The 16,368-nt window shown below is 50.1% G+C and carries 15 protein-coding genes and 1 pseudogene; 5 read left to right on the top strand and 11 right to left on the bottom strand.

The window, feature by feature from the left end:
* Window positions 1-101: 101 nt before the first annotated feature.
* Window positions 102-242: a hypothetical protein gene (locus tag LN737_RS24595; protein WP_405512908.1), complete on the bottom strand. Its 141-nt coding sequence runs from the start codon at window positions 240-242 to the stop codon at window positions 102-104.
* Window positions 243-487: 245 nt separating this feature from the next.
* Between LN737_RS24595 and LN737_RS24600 the strand changes: the two genes are divergently transcribed.
* Window positions 488-895: a globin domain-containing protein gene (locus LN737_RS24600; RefSeq protein WP_405512910.1), complete on the top strand. Its 408-nt coding sequence runs from the start codon at window positions 488-490 to the stop codon at window positions 893-895.
* 31 nt (window positions 896-926) lie between these two features.
* Here LN737_RS24600 and LN737_RS24605 read toward each other — a convergent pair.
* The 8 genes and pseudogenes from LN737_RS24605 to LN737_RS24640 form a co-directional block, all read right to left on the bottom strand.
* Window positions 927-2,146 (bottom strand): annotated as a pseudogene (locus LN737_RS24605) (MFS transporter).
* 77 nt (window positions 2,147-2,223) lie between these two features.
* Entirely contained in the window at window positions 2,224-3,261 is a 1,038-nt protein-coding gene (locus tag LN737_RS24610) for a Gfo/Idh/MocA family oxidoreductase (RefSeq protein ID WP_405512912.1), read from the bottom strand.
* A 207-nt stretch (window positions 3,262-3,468) separates the two neighbouring features.
* Entirely contained in the window at window positions 3,469-4,230 is a 762-nt protein-coding gene (locus tag LN737_RS24615; RefSeq protein WP_405512914.1) for a LytTR family DNA-binding domain-containing protein, read from the bottom strand.
* Between the two features lie 195 nt (window positions 4,231-4,425).
* Window positions 4,426-7,461 carry a sensor histidine kinase gene (locus LN737_RS24620; protein WP_405512916.1) on the bottom strand — a complete coding sequence of 1,012 codons (3,036 nt, stop codon included), beginning with the start codon at window positions 7,459-7,461 and terminating at the stop codon, window positions 4,426-4,428.
* A gap of 200 nt (window positions 7,462-7,661) precedes the next feature.
* Entirely contained in the window at window positions 7,662-8,195 is a 534-nt protein-coding gene (locus tag LN737_RS24625; RefSeq protein ID WP_405512917.1) for an STM3941 family protein, read from the bottom strand.
* A 171-nt stretch (window positions 8,196-8,366) separates the two neighbouring features.
* Window positions 8,367-8,960 (bottom strand): O-methyltransferase, encoded by a 594-nt coding sequence (locus tag LN737_RS24630; protein ID WP_405512919.1) that lies wholly within the window; start codon window positions 8,958-8,960, stop codon window positions 8,367-8,369.
* Between the two features lie 243 nt (window positions 8,961-9,203).
* On the bottom strand, window positions 9,204-9,566 hold the full coding sequence (locus tag LN737_RS24635; protein ID WP_405512921.1) for a hypothetical protein: 363 nt from the start codon (window positions 9,564-9,566) through the stop codon (window positions 9,204-9,206).
* A 279-nt stretch (window positions 9,567-9,845) separates the two neighbouring features.
* On the bottom strand, window positions 9,846-10,367 hold the full coding sequence (locus LN737_RS24640; protein ID WP_405512923.1) for a DUF6508 domain-containing protein: 522 nt from the start codon (window positions 10,365-10,367) through the stop codon (window positions 9,846-9,848).
* Window positions 10,368-10,885: 518 nt separating this feature from the next.
* On the opposite strand from LN737_RS24640, the gene LN737_RS24645 reads away from it, so the two are divergent.
* The 3 genes from LN737_RS24645 to LN737_RS24655 all read left to right on the top strand — a co-directional run bounded on the left by LN737_RS24645 (window position 10,886) and on the right by LN737_RS24655 (window position 12,940).
* Window positions 10,886-11,359 (top strand): ubiquinol-cytochrome c reductase iron-sulfur subunit, encoded by a 474-nt coding sequence (locus LN737_RS24645; RefSeq protein ID WP_405512925.1) that lies wholly within the window; start codon window positions 10,886-10,888, stop codon window positions 11,357-11,359.
* Window positions 11,360-11,385: 26 nt separating this feature from the next.
* Window positions 11,386-12,279, top strand: a complete 894-nt coding sequence (locus LN737_RS24650) for a DUF5777 family beta-barrel protein (RefSeq protein WP_405512927.1) — start codon at window positions 11,386-11,388, stop codon at window positions 12,277-12,279.
* Between the two features lie 115 nt (window positions 12,280-12,394).
* Entirely contained in the window at window positions 12,395-12,940 is a 546-nt protein-coding gene (locus LN737_RS24655) for a YceI family protein (RefSeq protein WP_405512929.1), read from the top strand.
* A gap of 104 nt (window positions 12,941-13,044) precedes the next feature.
* Here the strand turns inward: LN737_RS24655 and LN737_RS24660 are convergent, their stop codons facing one another.
* Both LN737_RS24660 and LN737_RS24665 read right to left on the bottom strand, forming a co-directional pair.
* Complete coding sequence (locus LN737_RS24660; RefSeq protein ID WP_405512930.1) at window positions 13,045-13,596, bottom strand: cupin domain-containing protein; 552 nt, start codon at window positions 13,594-13,596, stop codon at window positions 13,045-13,047.
* Between the two features lie 91 nt (window positions 13,597-13,687).
* Complete coding sequence (locus tag LN737_RS24665) at window positions 13,688-14,659, bottom strand: cytochrome c (RefSeq protein WP_405512932.1); 972 nt, start codon at window positions 14,657-14,659, stop codon at window positions 13,688-13,690.
* A 558-nt stretch (window positions 14,660-15,217) separates the two neighbouring features.
* On the opposite strand from LN737_RS24665, the gene LN737_RS24670 reads away from it, so the two are divergent.
* Complete coding sequence (locus tag LN737_RS24670) at window positions 15,218-16,282, top strand: sensor histidine kinase (protein WP_405512934.1); 1,065 nt, start codon at window positions 15,218-15,220, stop codon at window positions 16,280-16,282.
* The last annotated feature ends 86 nt before the right edge of the window (window positions 16,283-16,368 follow it).

A 16,368-nucleotide genomic window follows, 5' to 3' on the forward strand; every position in this document is an offset into this window, starting at 1 on the left:
GGGCAAAGTTGACGAGTGCGAAAAGGCCGCCAAAAAGAAGTTAAACGTAGCGCGAAGAATCTAGCCGGAAACGTAGTGCAGTGTGGTGCGAAGCGTAGCGGTTAATCATCATCGCCACCGTTCCAATCATCCCCATCCGACGTATCGGAATCGTCGCGTAACGAATCGGATTCAATGTTCCCAAGGCGTTTTATCTTGATATACAGAACGGTTACTGTACCGATCAGTGTCAGCAAAATCAAGACGGACCTGTAGGCCAGCAGTAAAACCAGAATGAGCCGCTGAAATTCAATGGGGAAACGTAGCGATTGCCGATATCAGAAGTTACATCGACGCGATTATTTGCCAGCTGATCGGGTATATACTGCCCTGTGTAGCCCGGCCGCCCAAAACCAACGGCTTATGCTCACAAACCGACGCTTCATGCCGATTTAATTGGCAACGGCAGCCAGTGGCCGTAACATTCCACTTTCTTATTTTTCTGTTAATGCTGACTTCCGTACAAATAAAACTCGTCAAACAATCCTGGACGAGTCTGCGCGACGTAGAACCAACCTTGCTGGGTGACGTTTTTTATAGCCGTCTTTTTTTACAACATCCGGCCCTACGATCTCTTTTCGGGCCATCTTTACTAACGCAGTATAACAAACTGGTTGATATGCTTAATTTTTCGGTAGCCCGCATCGATCAGCCGGACGAGCTGACGACCGTACTGAAAGATTTAGGGAAACGGCATGAACAGTATGGGGTTAAACCAGAGCATTACGCTGCTGTGGGGAGCGCGCTGCTCTGGACCCTGCAATCGGCCTTAGGAAGCAACTGGACAGTTGAGATTGCATCGGCCTGGGCATCGTTTTACCAGTTTCTGGCCGATGGCATGCAGCGGATTCAATAAGGTATAAGCCGTTGGGTTACGTCAACGACTTTTAAGGGATCGGTTCCAGTTCAGGGCTTTTCAGGGCAATTGGCTTCATTTTGGGCGCAAACAGATGAATACATACCCAAGCCAGCAAATAAGCACTGCCGCACATGACAAATAAATAATTGTACCCGATTGTGATCGACCCAGCCGCTTTGTACGTATCGAGCAGCGCCCCGACCACAATTGGGAAGAGAAGCCCACCGACCGAACCCGCCATGCCACCCAGTCCAACGACCGAGCTAACGGCCTGTTTGGGAAACATATCGGACACCAACGTAAATAGATTGGCGCTCCAGGCCTGATGCGCGGCTACAGCCAGGCTCAGCAGCCCAACGACCTCCCATATGCTGGTGGCGTACCGGGTAAACACAATGGGCAGAATGCAGAGTGCATAGAGCATCATGGCCGTTTTGCGTGAGCGGTTGATGGTCCAGCCCCGGCTCAGAAAATATCCCGACAGATATCCGCCCCCAACGCTTCCGATGGTGGCGGCCGTATACACGAAAATGAGGGGCAGACTCGGCTTTTTCAGGTCAAGATTAAACGAAGAAGCAAAATAAGAGGGTAGCCAGAACAGGAAGAACCACCAGACCGGATCGGTTAGCAGTTTGCCTAAAACAAACGCCCAGGTTTGCCGATATTGTAGCAAATCGCCCCACTTCACCTTTGCCGACTCTTCTGTGCTGTTGTCGGCATCACCCGTAATGTAGTTGAGTTCCTGCGTCGAAACCTGTTTGTGGCGCTGGGGACTTTCGTAATACCGCCACCAGAAAAACAGCCAGATAAACCCAATCAGACCCGTCAGCAAAAATGCAACCTCCCAACCATAAGCGCCTAAAACCCAGGGAACCATGATCGGTGCTACGACCGCACCAATGTTTGTACCCGCATTAAAAATACCTGTTGCCAGGGCCCGCTCCTGTCGGGGAAACCACTCTGCTACGGTTTTGATGGCTGCCGGAAAATTGCCGCCCTCCCCAACCCCAGCAAGGCCCGATACACGCCAAATGTAAACGTACTGGTCGCCGTAGCGTGAAGTGCAGCCGCAATGGTCCACAGAAAAACAGCCAGTATATACCCCAGCTTGGAACCGATTTTGTCGATCAGACGGCCAAACACGACGTAACTGAGCGCATACGCCCCCTGAAACGCCATGACGATATGGCTGTAATCGGTTTCGGTCCAGTCGAAAACGGTTTCCAGCGTTGGTTTGAGCAGGCTGATAACCTGACGATCCAGATAATTTATGGTAGTAGCCACAAACAGCAATCCGACAATATGCCAGCGGTAGTTGGTCATGATCAAAACGGTAAGGTACGTTGAGTTTGGCTGCTCTCGATGGCTAGTTCAATAACGCGCGCCAGTTGCTGGATGTCGGCAGGGGTAACAGCGGGTTCGGCTCCGTTTACAAGTACGTCGTAGAGGTTATCGTAAAAAGGCGTGTAATTGCCCGGCAGGCTGGTGATTATGTCTGCCCGGCCCTCTCGATACAGTGTTCCCCAGCGATCCGCCGGCTCAGCGCCCCAATCGGGTATATTGGGTAATTGATTCAGGCGCAGTCGCTCTTCCTGGGCATCGAGACCACCTTTCAGAAAAGACCCTTCCGTTCCATGCAGGCTGAAGCGCAACTGGTTCTGATAGATCATCAGGCTGGATTCAAGCCGGACGATTTTATCCGCATAGCCGAGTTTTATGTCAAAATAATCGGTGACCTGGCTATTCGGGCGAATGATCCGAACCGTAGCCTGCACCGTATCGGGTTTGCCAAACAGGTGTAAAGCCTGGTCGAGCAGGTGCGGGCCCAGGTTGTAGAGATTGCCCCGTCCGGCACCGGGCAACTCTTTCCAGCTCTGCGAATTGGGAGGAACGGGCGAGAAGCGATCATACCGACACTCATAATCGATCAGGGTGCCCAGAGCACCTTCTGCCAGCAAGCGCTTAATGGTCAGAAAGTCGGAATCCCACCGCCGGTTCTGGTAGGCCGTAGCCAGAAGGCCCTGTCGCTGTGCCAGTTCCAGCAGTTGTACAGCTTCGGATTCGGAAAGTGCAAATGGTTTTTCGACAACTACGTTTTTACCCTGCTCCAGTGCTTTTCGGGCGTAATCGGCATGCGTTTCGTTGGGACTGCAGATAAAAACAAGGTCTATCGCCGGGTCGGCAAACAACTCATCGGCAGTAGCTACCCATTCGATAGACGGATCAAACGCACGAACCGCTTCGGGTCGGCTACTGGCAATTTTTTTGAGATTGAACTTCGGATTAACGGATAAAAAAGGCGAGTGGAAATACCGCCCCGACAGGCCAAACCCGACCAAACCAACGTTAATAACTTTATGCATAAGCCGTTAAAGGTTTACGGTATTGAGGTCACAGATGTCGGTGGGCATTGTCCTCGACTACTATAACCTGTAAACCCTGAATCGAATACCGTTTCAACCATCAGGGAATAGTAGGTAAAGCAACTGCTACGTACTTATCTCCTGATTCGGTCTTCGATTTTCTGCCCGGTCAACAATCATTACGCCACCAGGTATCGGCTGAACGGCCTATCGGTCGAGCCACCGGCGAAACAGAGGGGCCTTCTCCCGGCTGATTTCTACGGGTGCCGACGTATTGATTTTGAGCTTCAGATACAGTTTGCCGGAGCTGTCGGGCCGAAAACTGTCAACGGCATTGATGTTGATGATCTGCGTGCGGTTGGCCCGAAAAAAGAACGCCGGATCGAGTACGGTTTCAATTTCATCGAGCGACGCGTAATCAGCCACAAACGACTGGCCGTCATTACGTAGCAGAAAAATAATTTCATCCCGGTAAATCAGGCCGATATCGTTTACTTCCACCATCACTACGCTGTTGCGCTGGTGGGTCAGTAGTTTTTCCTTGTACACACGAACGGGCGATGTTGCCTGCTGCGCCATGAACTGAAGCACCTCGGCGGGCAGGCTCATGGGCGCCGTCCGCGTTTTCAGCTTTTCCATGGCCCGAATCAGCTCATCCTCATCGATCGGTTTGAGCAGGTAGTCGATGCTGTTGACCTTAAAAGCTTTGAGGGCATACTCGTCGTAGGCGGTTGTAAAAATAATCGGGCAGCGCAGATCGAAGTACTGAAATAATTCAAAGCTGACTCCGTCCGACAGTTGAATATCCATGAACAGCAGGTCGGGCTGGGCGTATTGGGAAAACCACCGTCGGGCGGCTTTGATGCTGGGCAGTATGGTTTGAACCTCAACATGGGGAGCAATTTCACTCAGCGAATCGCGGAGTTTATCGGCAATAATGGCTTCGTCTTCGATAATGATGGCTTTCATGACTAAAAAGGAGGAATTTGTAAATCAGGTGGTTTTTGATAGTGGATATATTATTTCTATGCTACTGTATATCAAAGGATTACTGACAAAAATCTGACCAATGGCCGTCCCTTAAACATTACGTACGGTATAAATAAGCCCCTCAAGAACCGAGGGCGTAAGCATCCCATGAGTATAGCTCAGCACAACGAACCGTTACTTGTTCAACAACGGAACGTAGACAGCGAACGCGTCATCTGTCTCTTCAGTACGTAGCGGGCGGTCCGTCAGGTACCGATAAAGTCGTTCCAGATCGCGTAATCCTTTCCGGTTAGAAGTATTCACAACCGCCCGTTTTTGCAGGTTATTTGCCACCACCAGATAGTCATCTTCCACCCGAATAGCGACCCGCAGGGGCGACTCTTCATCAGTCGTATTGTGCTTAATGGCATTCTCGATCAGGTTTTGCAGTGTTACCGGCACCACCTTACGTTGCAGGGCCGATTCAGGGATATCGACCTCAGCCGTAAAGCCCCCGCCGTAGCGCGTGGTCAGCAAAGCGATAAAATCGGTTAGAAAACGGAGTTCCTTTTCCAGCGCCACGACTTCAACGCGATCGTTTTCAATCAGATACCGATACACTTTGGTCAGGCGGCTGAGGTAGCGCGACGCCAGTTTGCCATCCCTGGTAATCAGTCCATCGAGCACAGCCAGGCTGTTGAACAGAAAATGCGGGTTAAGCTGGTTAATCAGGTTCTGGTACTGCACCAGCGCATTCGCCTTTTCCAGACTCGTGGCCTGCATTTTGAGCTTAGCCACCCGGATGGTATGCTGCATTCGGTACTGATAAAACCCTACCGCCAGCCCAACGATTGTCAGCAAGACCAAGCCGATAAACCAGCCGGTTTTGTAATAAACGGTGGCTACCCTGACGTGCACCCGCTGAACCGGCCCATCCCAATGGCCGGGCGTTACGGTACTGCGGAACTCAAAATCATAGTCGCCACCCGGTACGTTGGTATACTGCGCCATCGGTGTTTTGGGGTAGTTCCAGCCACGGTCGAAACCCACCAGGCGATACGAATAGCGGCATTTTTCGGGATTATCGTAATGCAGGGCCGCCCATTCGAAGGCAAAAAAATTCTCGTCGGGTTTGAGGTCGATTGTCTGCGTGACTTCCGTGGTTTGCGGCAGCGGGTGCGGCTGATTGAAAACCGAAAATTTTGTCAGATATGTAAGCAACACCACGCTACGTTCACTGGCCATCAATACGTCGGGCCGGAACAAAGCAAACCCCTGTAAGGTAGCGTAACAAAATCGCCCATCGCGCAACCGGATCGCCCGCTGGTCGTTGAACTGATCCGTCGGCAAACCATCCCCAATATCGAACCGGTGCGTTGTCTGCCGGTCTGTATCCAGACAGAACAAACCCGTATAGCTGCTCATCCAGAGCCGGTTACAGTCGTCAAAAAGCAGCCCGGAAAATCGATTTACAGGAAACAGATGATCGAACGAGCGGAACGTCTGCGAGGCCGAATCCAGCACACACAGCCCGTTGAGCGTTGAGACCCATACCTTACCGGTTGCATCGAGGGCAATCGACGTAATGAAATCATCGACCAGCGACGACCGATTGCCTTCCTCGTGCTGATAATGGCGAAGAATTCGTTTGCCCGGATGCCAGTAGATCAACCCATGCTGCATCGTTCCAATCCAGAGTCCACCGTCAGCAGCCTCAGCCAGACAACGAATTCGTGTGTTGGCGTAGGGCTTAAACAACGAATCGGCTTCCATTTTCTCGAATCGATCCGCGCGGGCGTTATACCGACGTAATCCACCGGTTGAGGCTGCCCATACGGCTCCCGATTGCGTAACGAGCAGATCCCAGTAAAAATAGCCGCCACCGGGATCAGGTTCGGGATACGAACGGAGCCGGTTTGATTGGGGTGAAAACCGATTCATTCCCTGGGATGTCCCAATAAAAACAGCGCCTGTTGAATCGGTGGCCAACGCCCGGATGGAGTACGATGGCAGGAACGCATCCGCTGGGGAAAACCGACGGATATACCCACGTCCGGCCTGGTAAACAACCAGACCAGTGGCCGTACCAAACCACAGGTTGCCGGTCTGATCTTCAGTTGCCACCCGTGCCCAGTAATTCGGCAAACTGGTACGTGGATTCTGCGTTTCGCCAAAAACCGTAAACAGCGACCGATTCGGGTTGCACCAATTGACACCAGCCGCTTCCATTCCCAGCCAAAGCAACCCCTGACGGTCCTGAAAAAGCAAGTTAACGTACTCGCCCTGTAAGCTGGATGGCAGGCGGGTGTTCTGCTGATGCTGCTCAAACCGGGCGGTTATCGGATCAAACATCAGCAGGCCAATCTGGGTACCTCCTATCCAGACGCGCCCGTTACGTTCGACCAGAATCGTATTGATCCGGATGGATTGAGACTGATACAGCATAAACTGGCGCATATTCACTTTCGTGACCTGCCCCGTTTTTAGCACGATATGCTCAACCAGCCCTTTGCTCGCGCCAACACCCAGCCATACACCGCCTTTGTTGTCGGGCGCGACCGAATAGATGTAGTCATCGCTGATGGAACGGGGGTCAGTCGGGTTATGGTGAAACTCCTGCACCGACTGCGTTTTAAGATTGACCACCTTCAGCCCGTTGTCGGTACACACGTAAAGCGTACCCTGATCATCGGCCTGTATGCCGAACACCCGGCAATTCCGCAGTTTCTGCGCGTTCAGCGAATCTCGTATGGGTATCGGTACGAGCCTGTTTTTGCGCCGGTCGAAGCAAACAATGCCGCTGGTTGTTCCGATCCAGAAAATGCCGGGTGTGGCCTCAAGAATCGTAGTGACGCTGGTTACGTTAGGCAGCTTAAACCGGCGAAAGGTCTGTGTGTGATCGTCAAAACGGGCAATGTACTCAAAGGCTCCCATCCAGACGGCTCCGTTGGCATCGGTACAGAGGATGTCGGTTGCGCTGGAGGGTATGGACGACGAATCATGCCGAATATTCGTGTATACCTTTAAGGCCTGTCCGTCAAAGCGGCATAAGCCGTTGTCGGTGCCAATCCAGATGAACCCATACCGGTCCTGTGTAAACGCACGCACATTGCCGTTGGGCAACCCATCCGCTACCGACAAATGCTTAAAAGGCAGATTATCGGCCTGCACAAGAGCCGCTGTCTGCAAACAGACAACGATCAGGAGTAGGCAGGCGGGGATAACGGACATGACGGTAGTGAAAACAATCGGCCCAAAGCATAATTTCGGAAATTGTTTCAAAAAGGTAGCCCCTGACAGGTAACGTACCGAAAAAAAGAACCACGAGCCGTTGAAAATCTACTGCAAAGCGTAGCCGTCGCCCTCTAAAGCGTAGGCACTTTCCACTGACGTACGGCTTGGCATCATCACGAATGCAAAGCGATAACGTATCAAAACGAAGCCGGGTTTGTCAATGAATCCGATAGCAGTTTTTCCTTTTCTGGCTTCGTGGCTGTCCGCATAAACAGAACAAGTTTCGTTAGCTGCCTCTCGTCTACGTTTAAGGCTCCCAGATTTATATTCAACTCCTGAGCCCCTATCGCTTCATTAATTATGGCAAGGCTTTTATAGAGCAACCCTTTCTGCTTTGAGGGCTTAAACTCATCATCTACGACTAAACACACAAATTTCACGCCATTGATAGCAATAGGATAAGCATCCTGGATGATCTCCCAATTAATAAAGTCTTTACGTATAGTTCTGTCAAAGACGCCGTGTTGATTAATAATTACCTGCGGCCTTCTGTCTAGTAACTGATACAAACCTAGCGGATAGGCCAGTCCAAAAAAAGAAATGTTGAGCCAACATATCCATGAAGAAATACTGTCGGCCGTTATCCCCCATATACCTAAGCCAACAAAAATTGAGCACAAAGCCATCATTTTGAAAGCCTTCCAGGGCGATTTATAAACTTTTATTTCCACGCTTTTAAAGCAGTTCTCGTGTCGTACCTAACACAGAAGTGAAAGCCAATGCCTACTCAGGTGTTAAGTTAACTAGCTAAAGAAATCAGTACGTCCGCCCATGCGACCGTTTACTTGTCAGCCAGGAGCCGTCTGGCTAGGCCGGAACTGACTAAGGTGTGAGACCAGCCTTTAATTGATTCTGACAAGCAGTATTAAACCGGATGCCCACTCCATATATACCAATTTAAATCGACTATCTTCCTGAAGCGTTTGAAGTAGATTGTTCACCTTCAAATCGTGACCTTCCGGCCAGTTTGGCTGTGGGAGCATATCATCAATTACATAAAACCCACCTATTTTAACCAACCGCAACGCTTCCTCTAAATGGTTGTATTTACCCGGCCAGGTATCAGCAAATACCAGATCAAATGAGGCTGGCACTAACCGCTCTAAAACTGTTTCGCCGACTTCCTGAATTATTTCCAGTCGACTATCATTACTGAGTGCGCTTCGAGCAATGTGTACCAACTCTGCGTCAGATTCTACAGTTGTAAGCCTGGAACCCTTATCCATACCTTGTAAAATCCAGGCGGTCGCTCTTCCGGCACCCGTACCCAATTCCAGAAAGTTTCCGTTAGGCTTACTGGCGACTAAGACCTGAAGAAAAGCGCCTGATAAGTCATCAGACGGTTGGTTGAAGCCAGCAAGGTCCGACTGGCTGTCAATGTGTTCGATAATGGGTGGTTTGTCCTTAATCACTTTATCACGCCAAATTTCAATCATTTTTTACTGGTTTTAAAGCCCCTTGGGCGCCCGTCGGAACGTGTTAGCAAGTACCCCGACAAACACACTTTTTATCCCTGAACTATCCTATCTACCTAATTCCTAGAAGGGTGTCATGTAAGTTGCTCAAAACAATGAACGTAGCGCCAAACTTTACACATTCAGTCTTGTTAGGCTGCAAACGTTCCTTCGAGGGTGAGCGACCTGTCACCGGCGGTGACAGCGAAGAGCGAACTAAGCTCGTCAATCTTTCGATTGAGTAACTCGATACCCTACGTCTTTGCCAGCCACAACCGCGCCTTCAAATAATTTGTAATGTTCCGCTCCCTGCTTTGCACCGTACATTTTTTTGACCAGCGATCCAATATCATAGTCTTCGCCTACAATGTATGGGTCCATAATAAACAGATAGGTGTACGTTCCATCTGCATTTGCCTTGGTAGGGTGCATCACGCGGGTTTGCTTGAAGACTCGCTGAGTAGCAGTCGGCAATTTCTTGGCCCCAGGCCAAAAGATGTCATGAACAAAATGTTCGTATTGCTGGCGCTTGGCTGCCTTGACCGGGTAAGCCCAAACAACGACGCTTTCGCCTGGCTTCGCTTGCATACGAGCCGGAGGCTGCGTTTGCGCCAAAGTAGTTAAAACTATAGAAAACAGACAGAGTATAAGCGAAGCCTTCATGAGATAGATGAGTTTAGTACCGAGTGAATATTATTTAAAAGCTAATTTATCAGTGCGTTTAACTTGTCAACCGGAAGCCGACCAACGAGCTGTAAACACTGTAGCAGGGAAGCCGCCATTACGTCCATCTTGTCCAGTTCATCCAACAATCATAGGGTTAATGTATGGTGACGCTACAAAACTGAACACGAGCGTTTGCAATTTTTACTTCCTCATTTGGTTAGGCTGTGAAGCATCCGAAGGGGCATGCTCCTGTCGCCCGCGGCCTGACCAATGCTGTTCTTGCAGCAGAAAGTACTGGTCTCTATTGATTTTTATTGCTCTAATAATTTTTAGCATTTTTCCATTTGTGAACATGCTAACAAGATAACCATCACTAAATCTGTCTGCCCGGATAACTATCGAAAGGAGCTTGCAGAGCGTTTCAATAGTTAAGTTGTTATAATTAGTACGGTTGTCGTCAAGTAAATTCTTTCCTTCTTTCCAGGAAGTCCAGTTATACACGGGCACCACGTCTAAATCATTTACTGCGTAGAAAAACTTGTCTACTATTTTGGCCGAACTCCAGTAAGGCATAGTGATTGAGTCGTCAGGGAGTTTATCTCCGCCCATGACTTCACCAAACTTTTGGGTTGCGTCAATTTCAGGCATTAACCCGAATAACTTATTCCAATCACTTGGCTTAATACTGCTTAAGTGTTCAGTCAATTGTTCAAGTTCGATCATACAATATCTGCATTTGTCTCGCTCTGTTCATAAATGCGTTTTGTCGCCAGAGCTTTCCGAACTCACCTAAACTTATCCTGCGGGTCGTTTCCTATGTCGACCACGACCCGGAAATGGAAGCATAAAACTGCCTCTCTAATACTTACCTTCCTAACTGAAATGATTAAGCGGTAGGCTGATTTTCAGGTAGTTAAATTTCTGTATTGAGCTGGCCTGGATTTTAGAGCCTGTACCCATCCCCTCAGCGTATTTAATCCACTCTGTGGCCCGCCCATTGACGTACTGATCCAAACGGTTCGTCAAGCGCTACCCTACACTTCCCGGCTTTTATCAGCCCGTTCGGGCAGCTTTTATTGATCGTCGGCAACGCTGCCCATCATTTTTGCTTCAGAAATCGATGGAAACGACTCGTAATCAATACGTAAGCAGTCCTCCTGTTACGTATCGATTCGGACGTAGCGTCCGATTTTCCACCCGCTTATCTCTACAATCTTTTTTCAACCAAATCACTGTAGCACATGGAAACATCCAACAACTCCCTCGACCGCCGGGCGTTTTTCTCGCTTGTCGGCACCAGCGTGGGAGCCATCATCCTCACCCAATGCCTTAGCGGGTGTTCTGCCCCCGCCGACACCGTTACGCCTTCCGGTTCAACAGAAGGAGGAACCAATACGGGCGGCAAAATCAACCTGGTCCTGAATCTCAACGAGTCGGCCAATACGAAGCTCAAACAGAACGGCGGCTTTATTTACCAGAATGGGTTAATTATCGCCCGGACAAAAGACGGTGGTTTTCTGGCCGTTGCGCAAGCCTGCACGCATCAGGGCACTTCGGTTCAGTACGATGCAACCAGCAATCGCCTGCACTGCCCCGACCACGGCTCGAATTTCAAAAACGACGGGAGTGTCATCAACGGACCGGCAACCTCGCCCCTGAAGGCGTTTAAAGTCAGTTTCGACGCCAACACGAACATTCTTAAAGTCACTGAATAACACCAGCTTAAGACAACTTCATCCGAATGAAAAAACTTCTGCTTCTGGCGTTATTGACGGGTCCTTCGGCCATGGCGCAGACTGACCTGCTGGCGCAGTTCAACAAAGAACCCGCCCGACGTCCGGTAACCGCTACGTTCAAATCGACCCGGTTGCTCAATGGGCACTCCGTCGAGACGATCAAGGCGCACCACCTGGATTTCCGCATTTCGCACCGCTTCGACCGGATCAACAAAGGGATTAGTGAACTCTACGGACTGGATTTTGCAACCATCCGGCTGGGCCTGGAATATGGTATCACAGACGCCGTTACGCTGGGCATTGGGCGCAGTTCCATTGAGAAAAACATTGATGCCTACCTGAAAGCCAAACTGGTTCGCCAGACGCTGGGCACACACGCTTTTCCCGTAACGGTTACGGCTTTGGGTACGCTCGCTCTTGACCCGCGCAGTCCGCAGCAGGGTGGCGAATTCAAGGTTTATTCGGAACGGCTAACGGGCACCGGGCACGTTCTGATCGCCCGCAAATTCAACGAAAGTGTATCGCTACAGGTTACCCCAACGGCCATTTTCCGGCCCAGTCCAACGGCGCCGAGCCAGACAGAGGTGGTGCCAGCTGTGGGTGTGGGCGGGCGGTTTAAAGTAAGCAAACGGGTATCGATCAACGCCGAATACTACTGGGTCGATCAGAATCAGCTCAAGTCCAACCAGCCTTCACCAACGTTCGATCCGATTGCGCTGGGTATTGATCTGGAAACGGGCGGCCACGTTTTTCAGCTCATTTTCACCAACTCATTCGGGATGATCGAAAAGCAGTTTCTAACGCAAACGGGCGGCTCGCTGGGTGGTCAGTTCGACAAGGGCGACATTCATTTTGGCTTCAGCATTTCGCGCACGTTTAGCTTCAACAATCACAAGTAGGATTGCCTGACGTACAGCTCGCCAACAAATCAATTAATTAACAATCAATAGGCTAGCAATCAACAATCAGTAATCGTTCAATTCTTTTATCAACAAACCAATCACTATGTCAATCATGAATTTCGTTCGTACTTTCTACGTAGCCGCTTTCGTACTGGTAGCCGCCGGTGCCCATGCTCAGATGCTCACCGCCAAAAGTGGTCAAAGCAGTTTCTTTTCTGAAACCCCCGTCGAGAATATCTCCGCGACCAACAGTAACGTAAAAGCAGTCCTCAATCCCGCCAGCAAGCAGATTGCGGTAAAAATGACGATGACAGATTTTCAGTTTCCCAACAAACTGATGCAGGAACACTTCAATGAGAATTACATAGAGTCGGAGAAATACCCCGACGCTACGTTCACGGGTACTATCAACGAGGCCATCGACTGGTCGAAGCCCGGAACGTACCCCATTACAGCCAAAGGAACAATGGAACTACACGGTGTTAAACAGCCGCGTACGCTCAGCGGTAAGCTGACCATCGAGCCGAACCGTACCATTCTGACGACTGACTTTACGGTGGCGCTGGTCGATTATAAAATTCAGGTGCCGAAGCTCGTGATGATGAAGATTGCCGAGCAGATCAAAGTGCAGAACAAGCTTGAATTTCCGAAAAGCTAATAGCTGATCGTACCGCTGTTTCAACTTCCCGAAAGTTTCGAACCTTCGGGAAGTTTATATGGAGCAGGCTATCACTCGTGCAAATGACAACCTATTTCGCGATATCAGTCGAGGTACTTCCGGTACGTGGGTCGGTACCCGGCCAGATACGCGAAAGGCGTCAGCAGCGTAAAAACGATTTTCTGAACGACCAGACCGGGTTTGGTTAATCGAAATACGTCGGAAAAGCGATTGGCCATCAGTACCAGTTGCAGCATGGGCGGCATGCCTTTTTCATTCACTTTGCCATCGTTTGCCAAACCGGTTGCTGTTTCAAAGAAGTATTCGGTATCCAGCGCGGGCGTCACGTGCCAGTTCACGACGACCGGCTTTTCCGACTGATTCCACATCGAATGAACAGCATTCTGGGGAACATGCAGCGTATCGCCTGCCCGGAGTGTTTTCACCTGCCCACCCACCCGAACGGTCAACTCGCCCGAAACGACCCTGAAATCCTCCACCTGATGCGGGTGATAATGCGGAGCCGGTTCGGTTGAGTGAGCCGCGTACGTCGACTCCATTTCGAGCAATTGCCCGTTGGTATCTTTGGCAGTTTGCAGGAATCGAATCGTTTGTCCGGTAACCTTGTTGGCAATGGTCTTGTTTGCGTAAGCCATATGGGGTGAGGATTGGTTAATGGTCACTGGTAAATTGTCATTGGAGATTGGTCATTGGCTGCTGTTAGTAATGACCAATCTCCAATGACAATTACTGTCCTATTTCAGCGTTCTTTTTCGCAATATCGTTTTTGAGCTTCGGTACGGTCTTTAGGTATTCATAAATAGAACCAACCTCATAGTCGGTCAGAGATGGGTGGGGTTCCATTGGCCGACGTAGGATCGAACCATCGGGACGTACGCCCATTTTCACGGCCTGAATAAATTGGGCTTTCGTGTATTTTTTCCCAATACCGGTTTCTTCATCGAAAGTCAGATTGGCCGTGTGAATCTCCTTACCGCCCTCACTTCCCATTTTGATGCCTCCCCCATAGTACCCTTTCGAGCGCTCTGGATGCAGTTTATCCTGATCCAGCAAGTCGGCCGAGTGGCAGCTGTAGCAATCCGCTACGCCATCGGCGATGTATTTCCCAAACGCCACCTGGTCGGTGCTGTCGGGTATTAGAATGGGCTGCAGCGGATATTCGCCCGGCTTCATGATGGTGTTGGCCAGAACCTTCGAAAAGAAGCTGTATTCGACTTCAGGTGCTTCTTCTTTCGTAGGCTGTACCGGCAACCGGTCGGAACGTAACCAGGCAATCACCGATTTAACATCCTCGTCCGACATAAGCGCATACCGTGGCATTACCCCCACAAATGACCCGTCGGGCCGTACGCTCGTCCGCAGAAAATACATTAGTTCGCCGTCCGTCCAGCGCCCGATGCCTTTTTCTTTATCCTGCGTAATATTTTTCGAATAGATCGTACCGAAAATGGCCGGGATTTCATCCAGTCGCTTACCCGTCAGTCGGTTATCCCGGTTGGCATGGCAACTCATGCACTGTACCTGCGCAATCGCTTCGCCACGTTTAACCAGCGCTTCGCTACGTTGAACCGTAATTTTGGGCGTAATGGGCGGAGCATATTTGGGTATACCAACACTGGCTACGTACCCACAGAAAAACAGCAGCAGCACAACAAGGCCGCCAAAAACAAAACCAATAACTCTTAAAACTTTTTTCATGGTGAAGATAGCGTTAAAAACAGAGGGAGGTCCCTTGCGTTGACGGATCAAAATTGAGCCTGATCGGGTGCGGTATCCAATGTCGAAGACGCTGAAACGGAAAAAATGCCTGATGAATCGTACCGGAATTCGGTTTGAGTGAAGTCGTGCAATTGACCCGTTTCATGGATAGCTTTTGCGGCTTCATCCAGTTCAGCGCGTAAAGTATAGCGCTCAATTGCTACTTTCGGGCAGTTTGTTTACATTCAAATGCAGGCTGCGGAGCTAGCGTGGAAAATTGTGCGACAGTTATCTGTAACGTCTCCTTGCCGTCAGGTTTAAGAACCTGACGGCAGGTTCACCTCTGTGACGTCAGGTTCTTAAACCTGAAGAAGGCGGTTTCTCAAAACCGATTGAGAATTGTACTCGCGGTTTTGAGTAACCGCACAGTGTCAGGTTCTCCAACCTGACACCACGGGTACTGCGGGTAAAAGCCTTGCAGGTCAGGTTGGAGAACCTGACATCACTTGTAGTAAACTGTAGCTGACATTTGTTTACATCACTTAATTAACAGAAACGTTGGAACGCCCTAATGATAAATGGATTCGCTGGATAGGTATTCCGCTGTCGGTATTGCTGGCGAATTTGATCTATCTGGAAGAATATCAGTACGATTACCGGCGCTATTTTGGCTGGGCGCTTTTTGGCATGGTCTACGTAGCGCTGCTCTGTGAAATGATTGTCTGGTGGCTGATGTTCGTTCGCCAGCGTTATGCCGCTATACACCAGACCCGCCTACGTATTCTCATTACGTTTGTCGGTTATCTGGTCCTGACAACGGTATTCCAGATGCTGTTTGTCTGGGTCACCGACAAAACTGGTATTGCCCCGATTCCGGTCACTCCGCAGGTATACATCGTTTATTTCATCACGGGTTTTGTCTGCGTTATTTTGGTCGGGTCGGTGTATGAAGTGATTTATTACCTTCGAAAATACCGGGAAGCTGTCCAGGAAGCGGAGGCCGTAAAGAAAGTAGGCTTGCAGAGCCAGTATGACAGCCTCAAAAATCAGGTCAATCCGCATTTTCTGTTCAATGCGCTGACGTCGCTTTCGGCCCTGATTTCCGAAGATCAGCGGAAAGCCAGTTTGTTTCTTGATGAACTGGCAAGTGTGTATCGGTATCTGCTTCAGGCGGGCCAGCATCCGCTAGTTACCCTTTCTGACGAAGTAACCTTTTTAACCTCCTTCCGGTATCTGCTCGACGCCCGCTTTGGCCCCACCATCCGCTGGCAGATCGCTATCGATGATCGGTTTCTAAACCGATGGCTGCCTCCGCTGACCCTGCAAACGGTAATTGACAATGCGCTTCGACACAACTGCCTGCTACCGGATTCTCCGCTCAAGCTGACGATCCGAACAACGGACGATGGGTATCTGGAAGTAAGCAATTCGATTCAGCGAAAAAAAGTGACACTCTCCTCGCCCCAGCGGGATTTGATTCGGCTGGCGGCCCACTTCGACGTACTGGACTTACCGAAACCAATTATCAGCGATGATAATCAGCTGTTTACGGTTCGAATTCCGCTGGTCAGTAAAGAGATTGCTGAACAAACGACACCCTTGCGCCAACCCGTGGCTTTGTAAAACGCATACCGAGCTACTTCTAGGTTCGCCGTTCAAGGTTTTTGGGCGATACGTCAATTAATCCGTCAGAAATGACGCTTCACCTG

Origin of the sequence: Spirosoma sp. KNUC1025 (assembly GCF_045160025.1) — a bacterium.
In the GTDB taxonomy this organism is placed as follows: Bacteria; Bacteroidota; Bacteroidia; order Cytophagales; family Spirosomataceae; genus Spirosoma.

Excerpts from the sequence above, each read along its gene's own strand:
- LN737_RS24600 (WP_405512910.1), top strand. The coding sequence starts at position 488 with ATGCTGACTTCCGTACAAATAAAACTCGTCAAACAATCCTGGACGAGT.
- LN737_RS24610 (WP_405512912.1), bottom strand. The coding sequence starts at position 3,261 with ATGCATAAAGTTATTAACGTTGGTTTGGTCGGGTTTGGCCTGTCGGGG.
- LN737_RS24615 (WP_405512914.1), bottom strand. The coding sequence starts at position 4,230 with ATGAAAGCCATCATTATCGAAGACGAAGCCATTATTGCCGATAAACTC.
- LN737_RS24620 (WP_405512916.1), bottom strand. The coding sequence starts at position 7,461 with ATGTCCGTTATCCCCGCCTGCCTACTCCTGATCGTTGTCTGTTTGCAG.
- LN737_RS24630 (WP_405512919.1), bottom strand. The coding sequence starts at position 8,960 with ATGATTGAAATTTGGCGTGATAAAGTGATTAAGGACAAACCACCCATT.
- LN737_RS24635 (WP_405512921.1), bottom strand. The coding sequence starts at position 9,566 with ATGCAAGCGAAGCCAGGCGAAAGCGTCGTTGTTTGGGCTTACCCGGTC.
- LN737_RS24640 (WP_405512923.1), bottom strand. The coding sequence starts at position 10,367 with ATGATCGAACTTGAACAATTGACTGAACACTTAAGCAGTATTAAGCCA.
- LN737_RS24645 (WP_405512925.1), top strand. The coding sequence starts at position 10,886 with ATGGAAACATCCAACAACTCCCTCGACCGCCGGGCGTTTTTCTCGCTT.
- LN737_RS24650 (WP_405512927.1), top strand. The coding sequence starts at position 11,386 with ATGAAAAAACTTCTGCTTCTGGCGTTATTGACGGGTCCTTCGGCCATG.
- LN737_RS24655 (WP_405512929.1), top strand. The coding sequence starts at position 12,395 with ATGAATTTCGTTCGTACTTTCTACGTAGCCGCTTTCGTACTGGTAGCC.
- LN737_RS24660 (WP_405512930.1), bottom strand. The coding sequence starts at position 13,596 with ATGGCTTACGCAAACAAGACCATTGCCAACAAGGTTACCGGACAAACG.
- LN737_RS24665 (WP_405512932.1), bottom strand. The coding sequence starts at position 14,659 with ATGAAAAAAGTTTTAAGAGTTATTGGTTTTGTTTTTGGCGGCCTTGTT.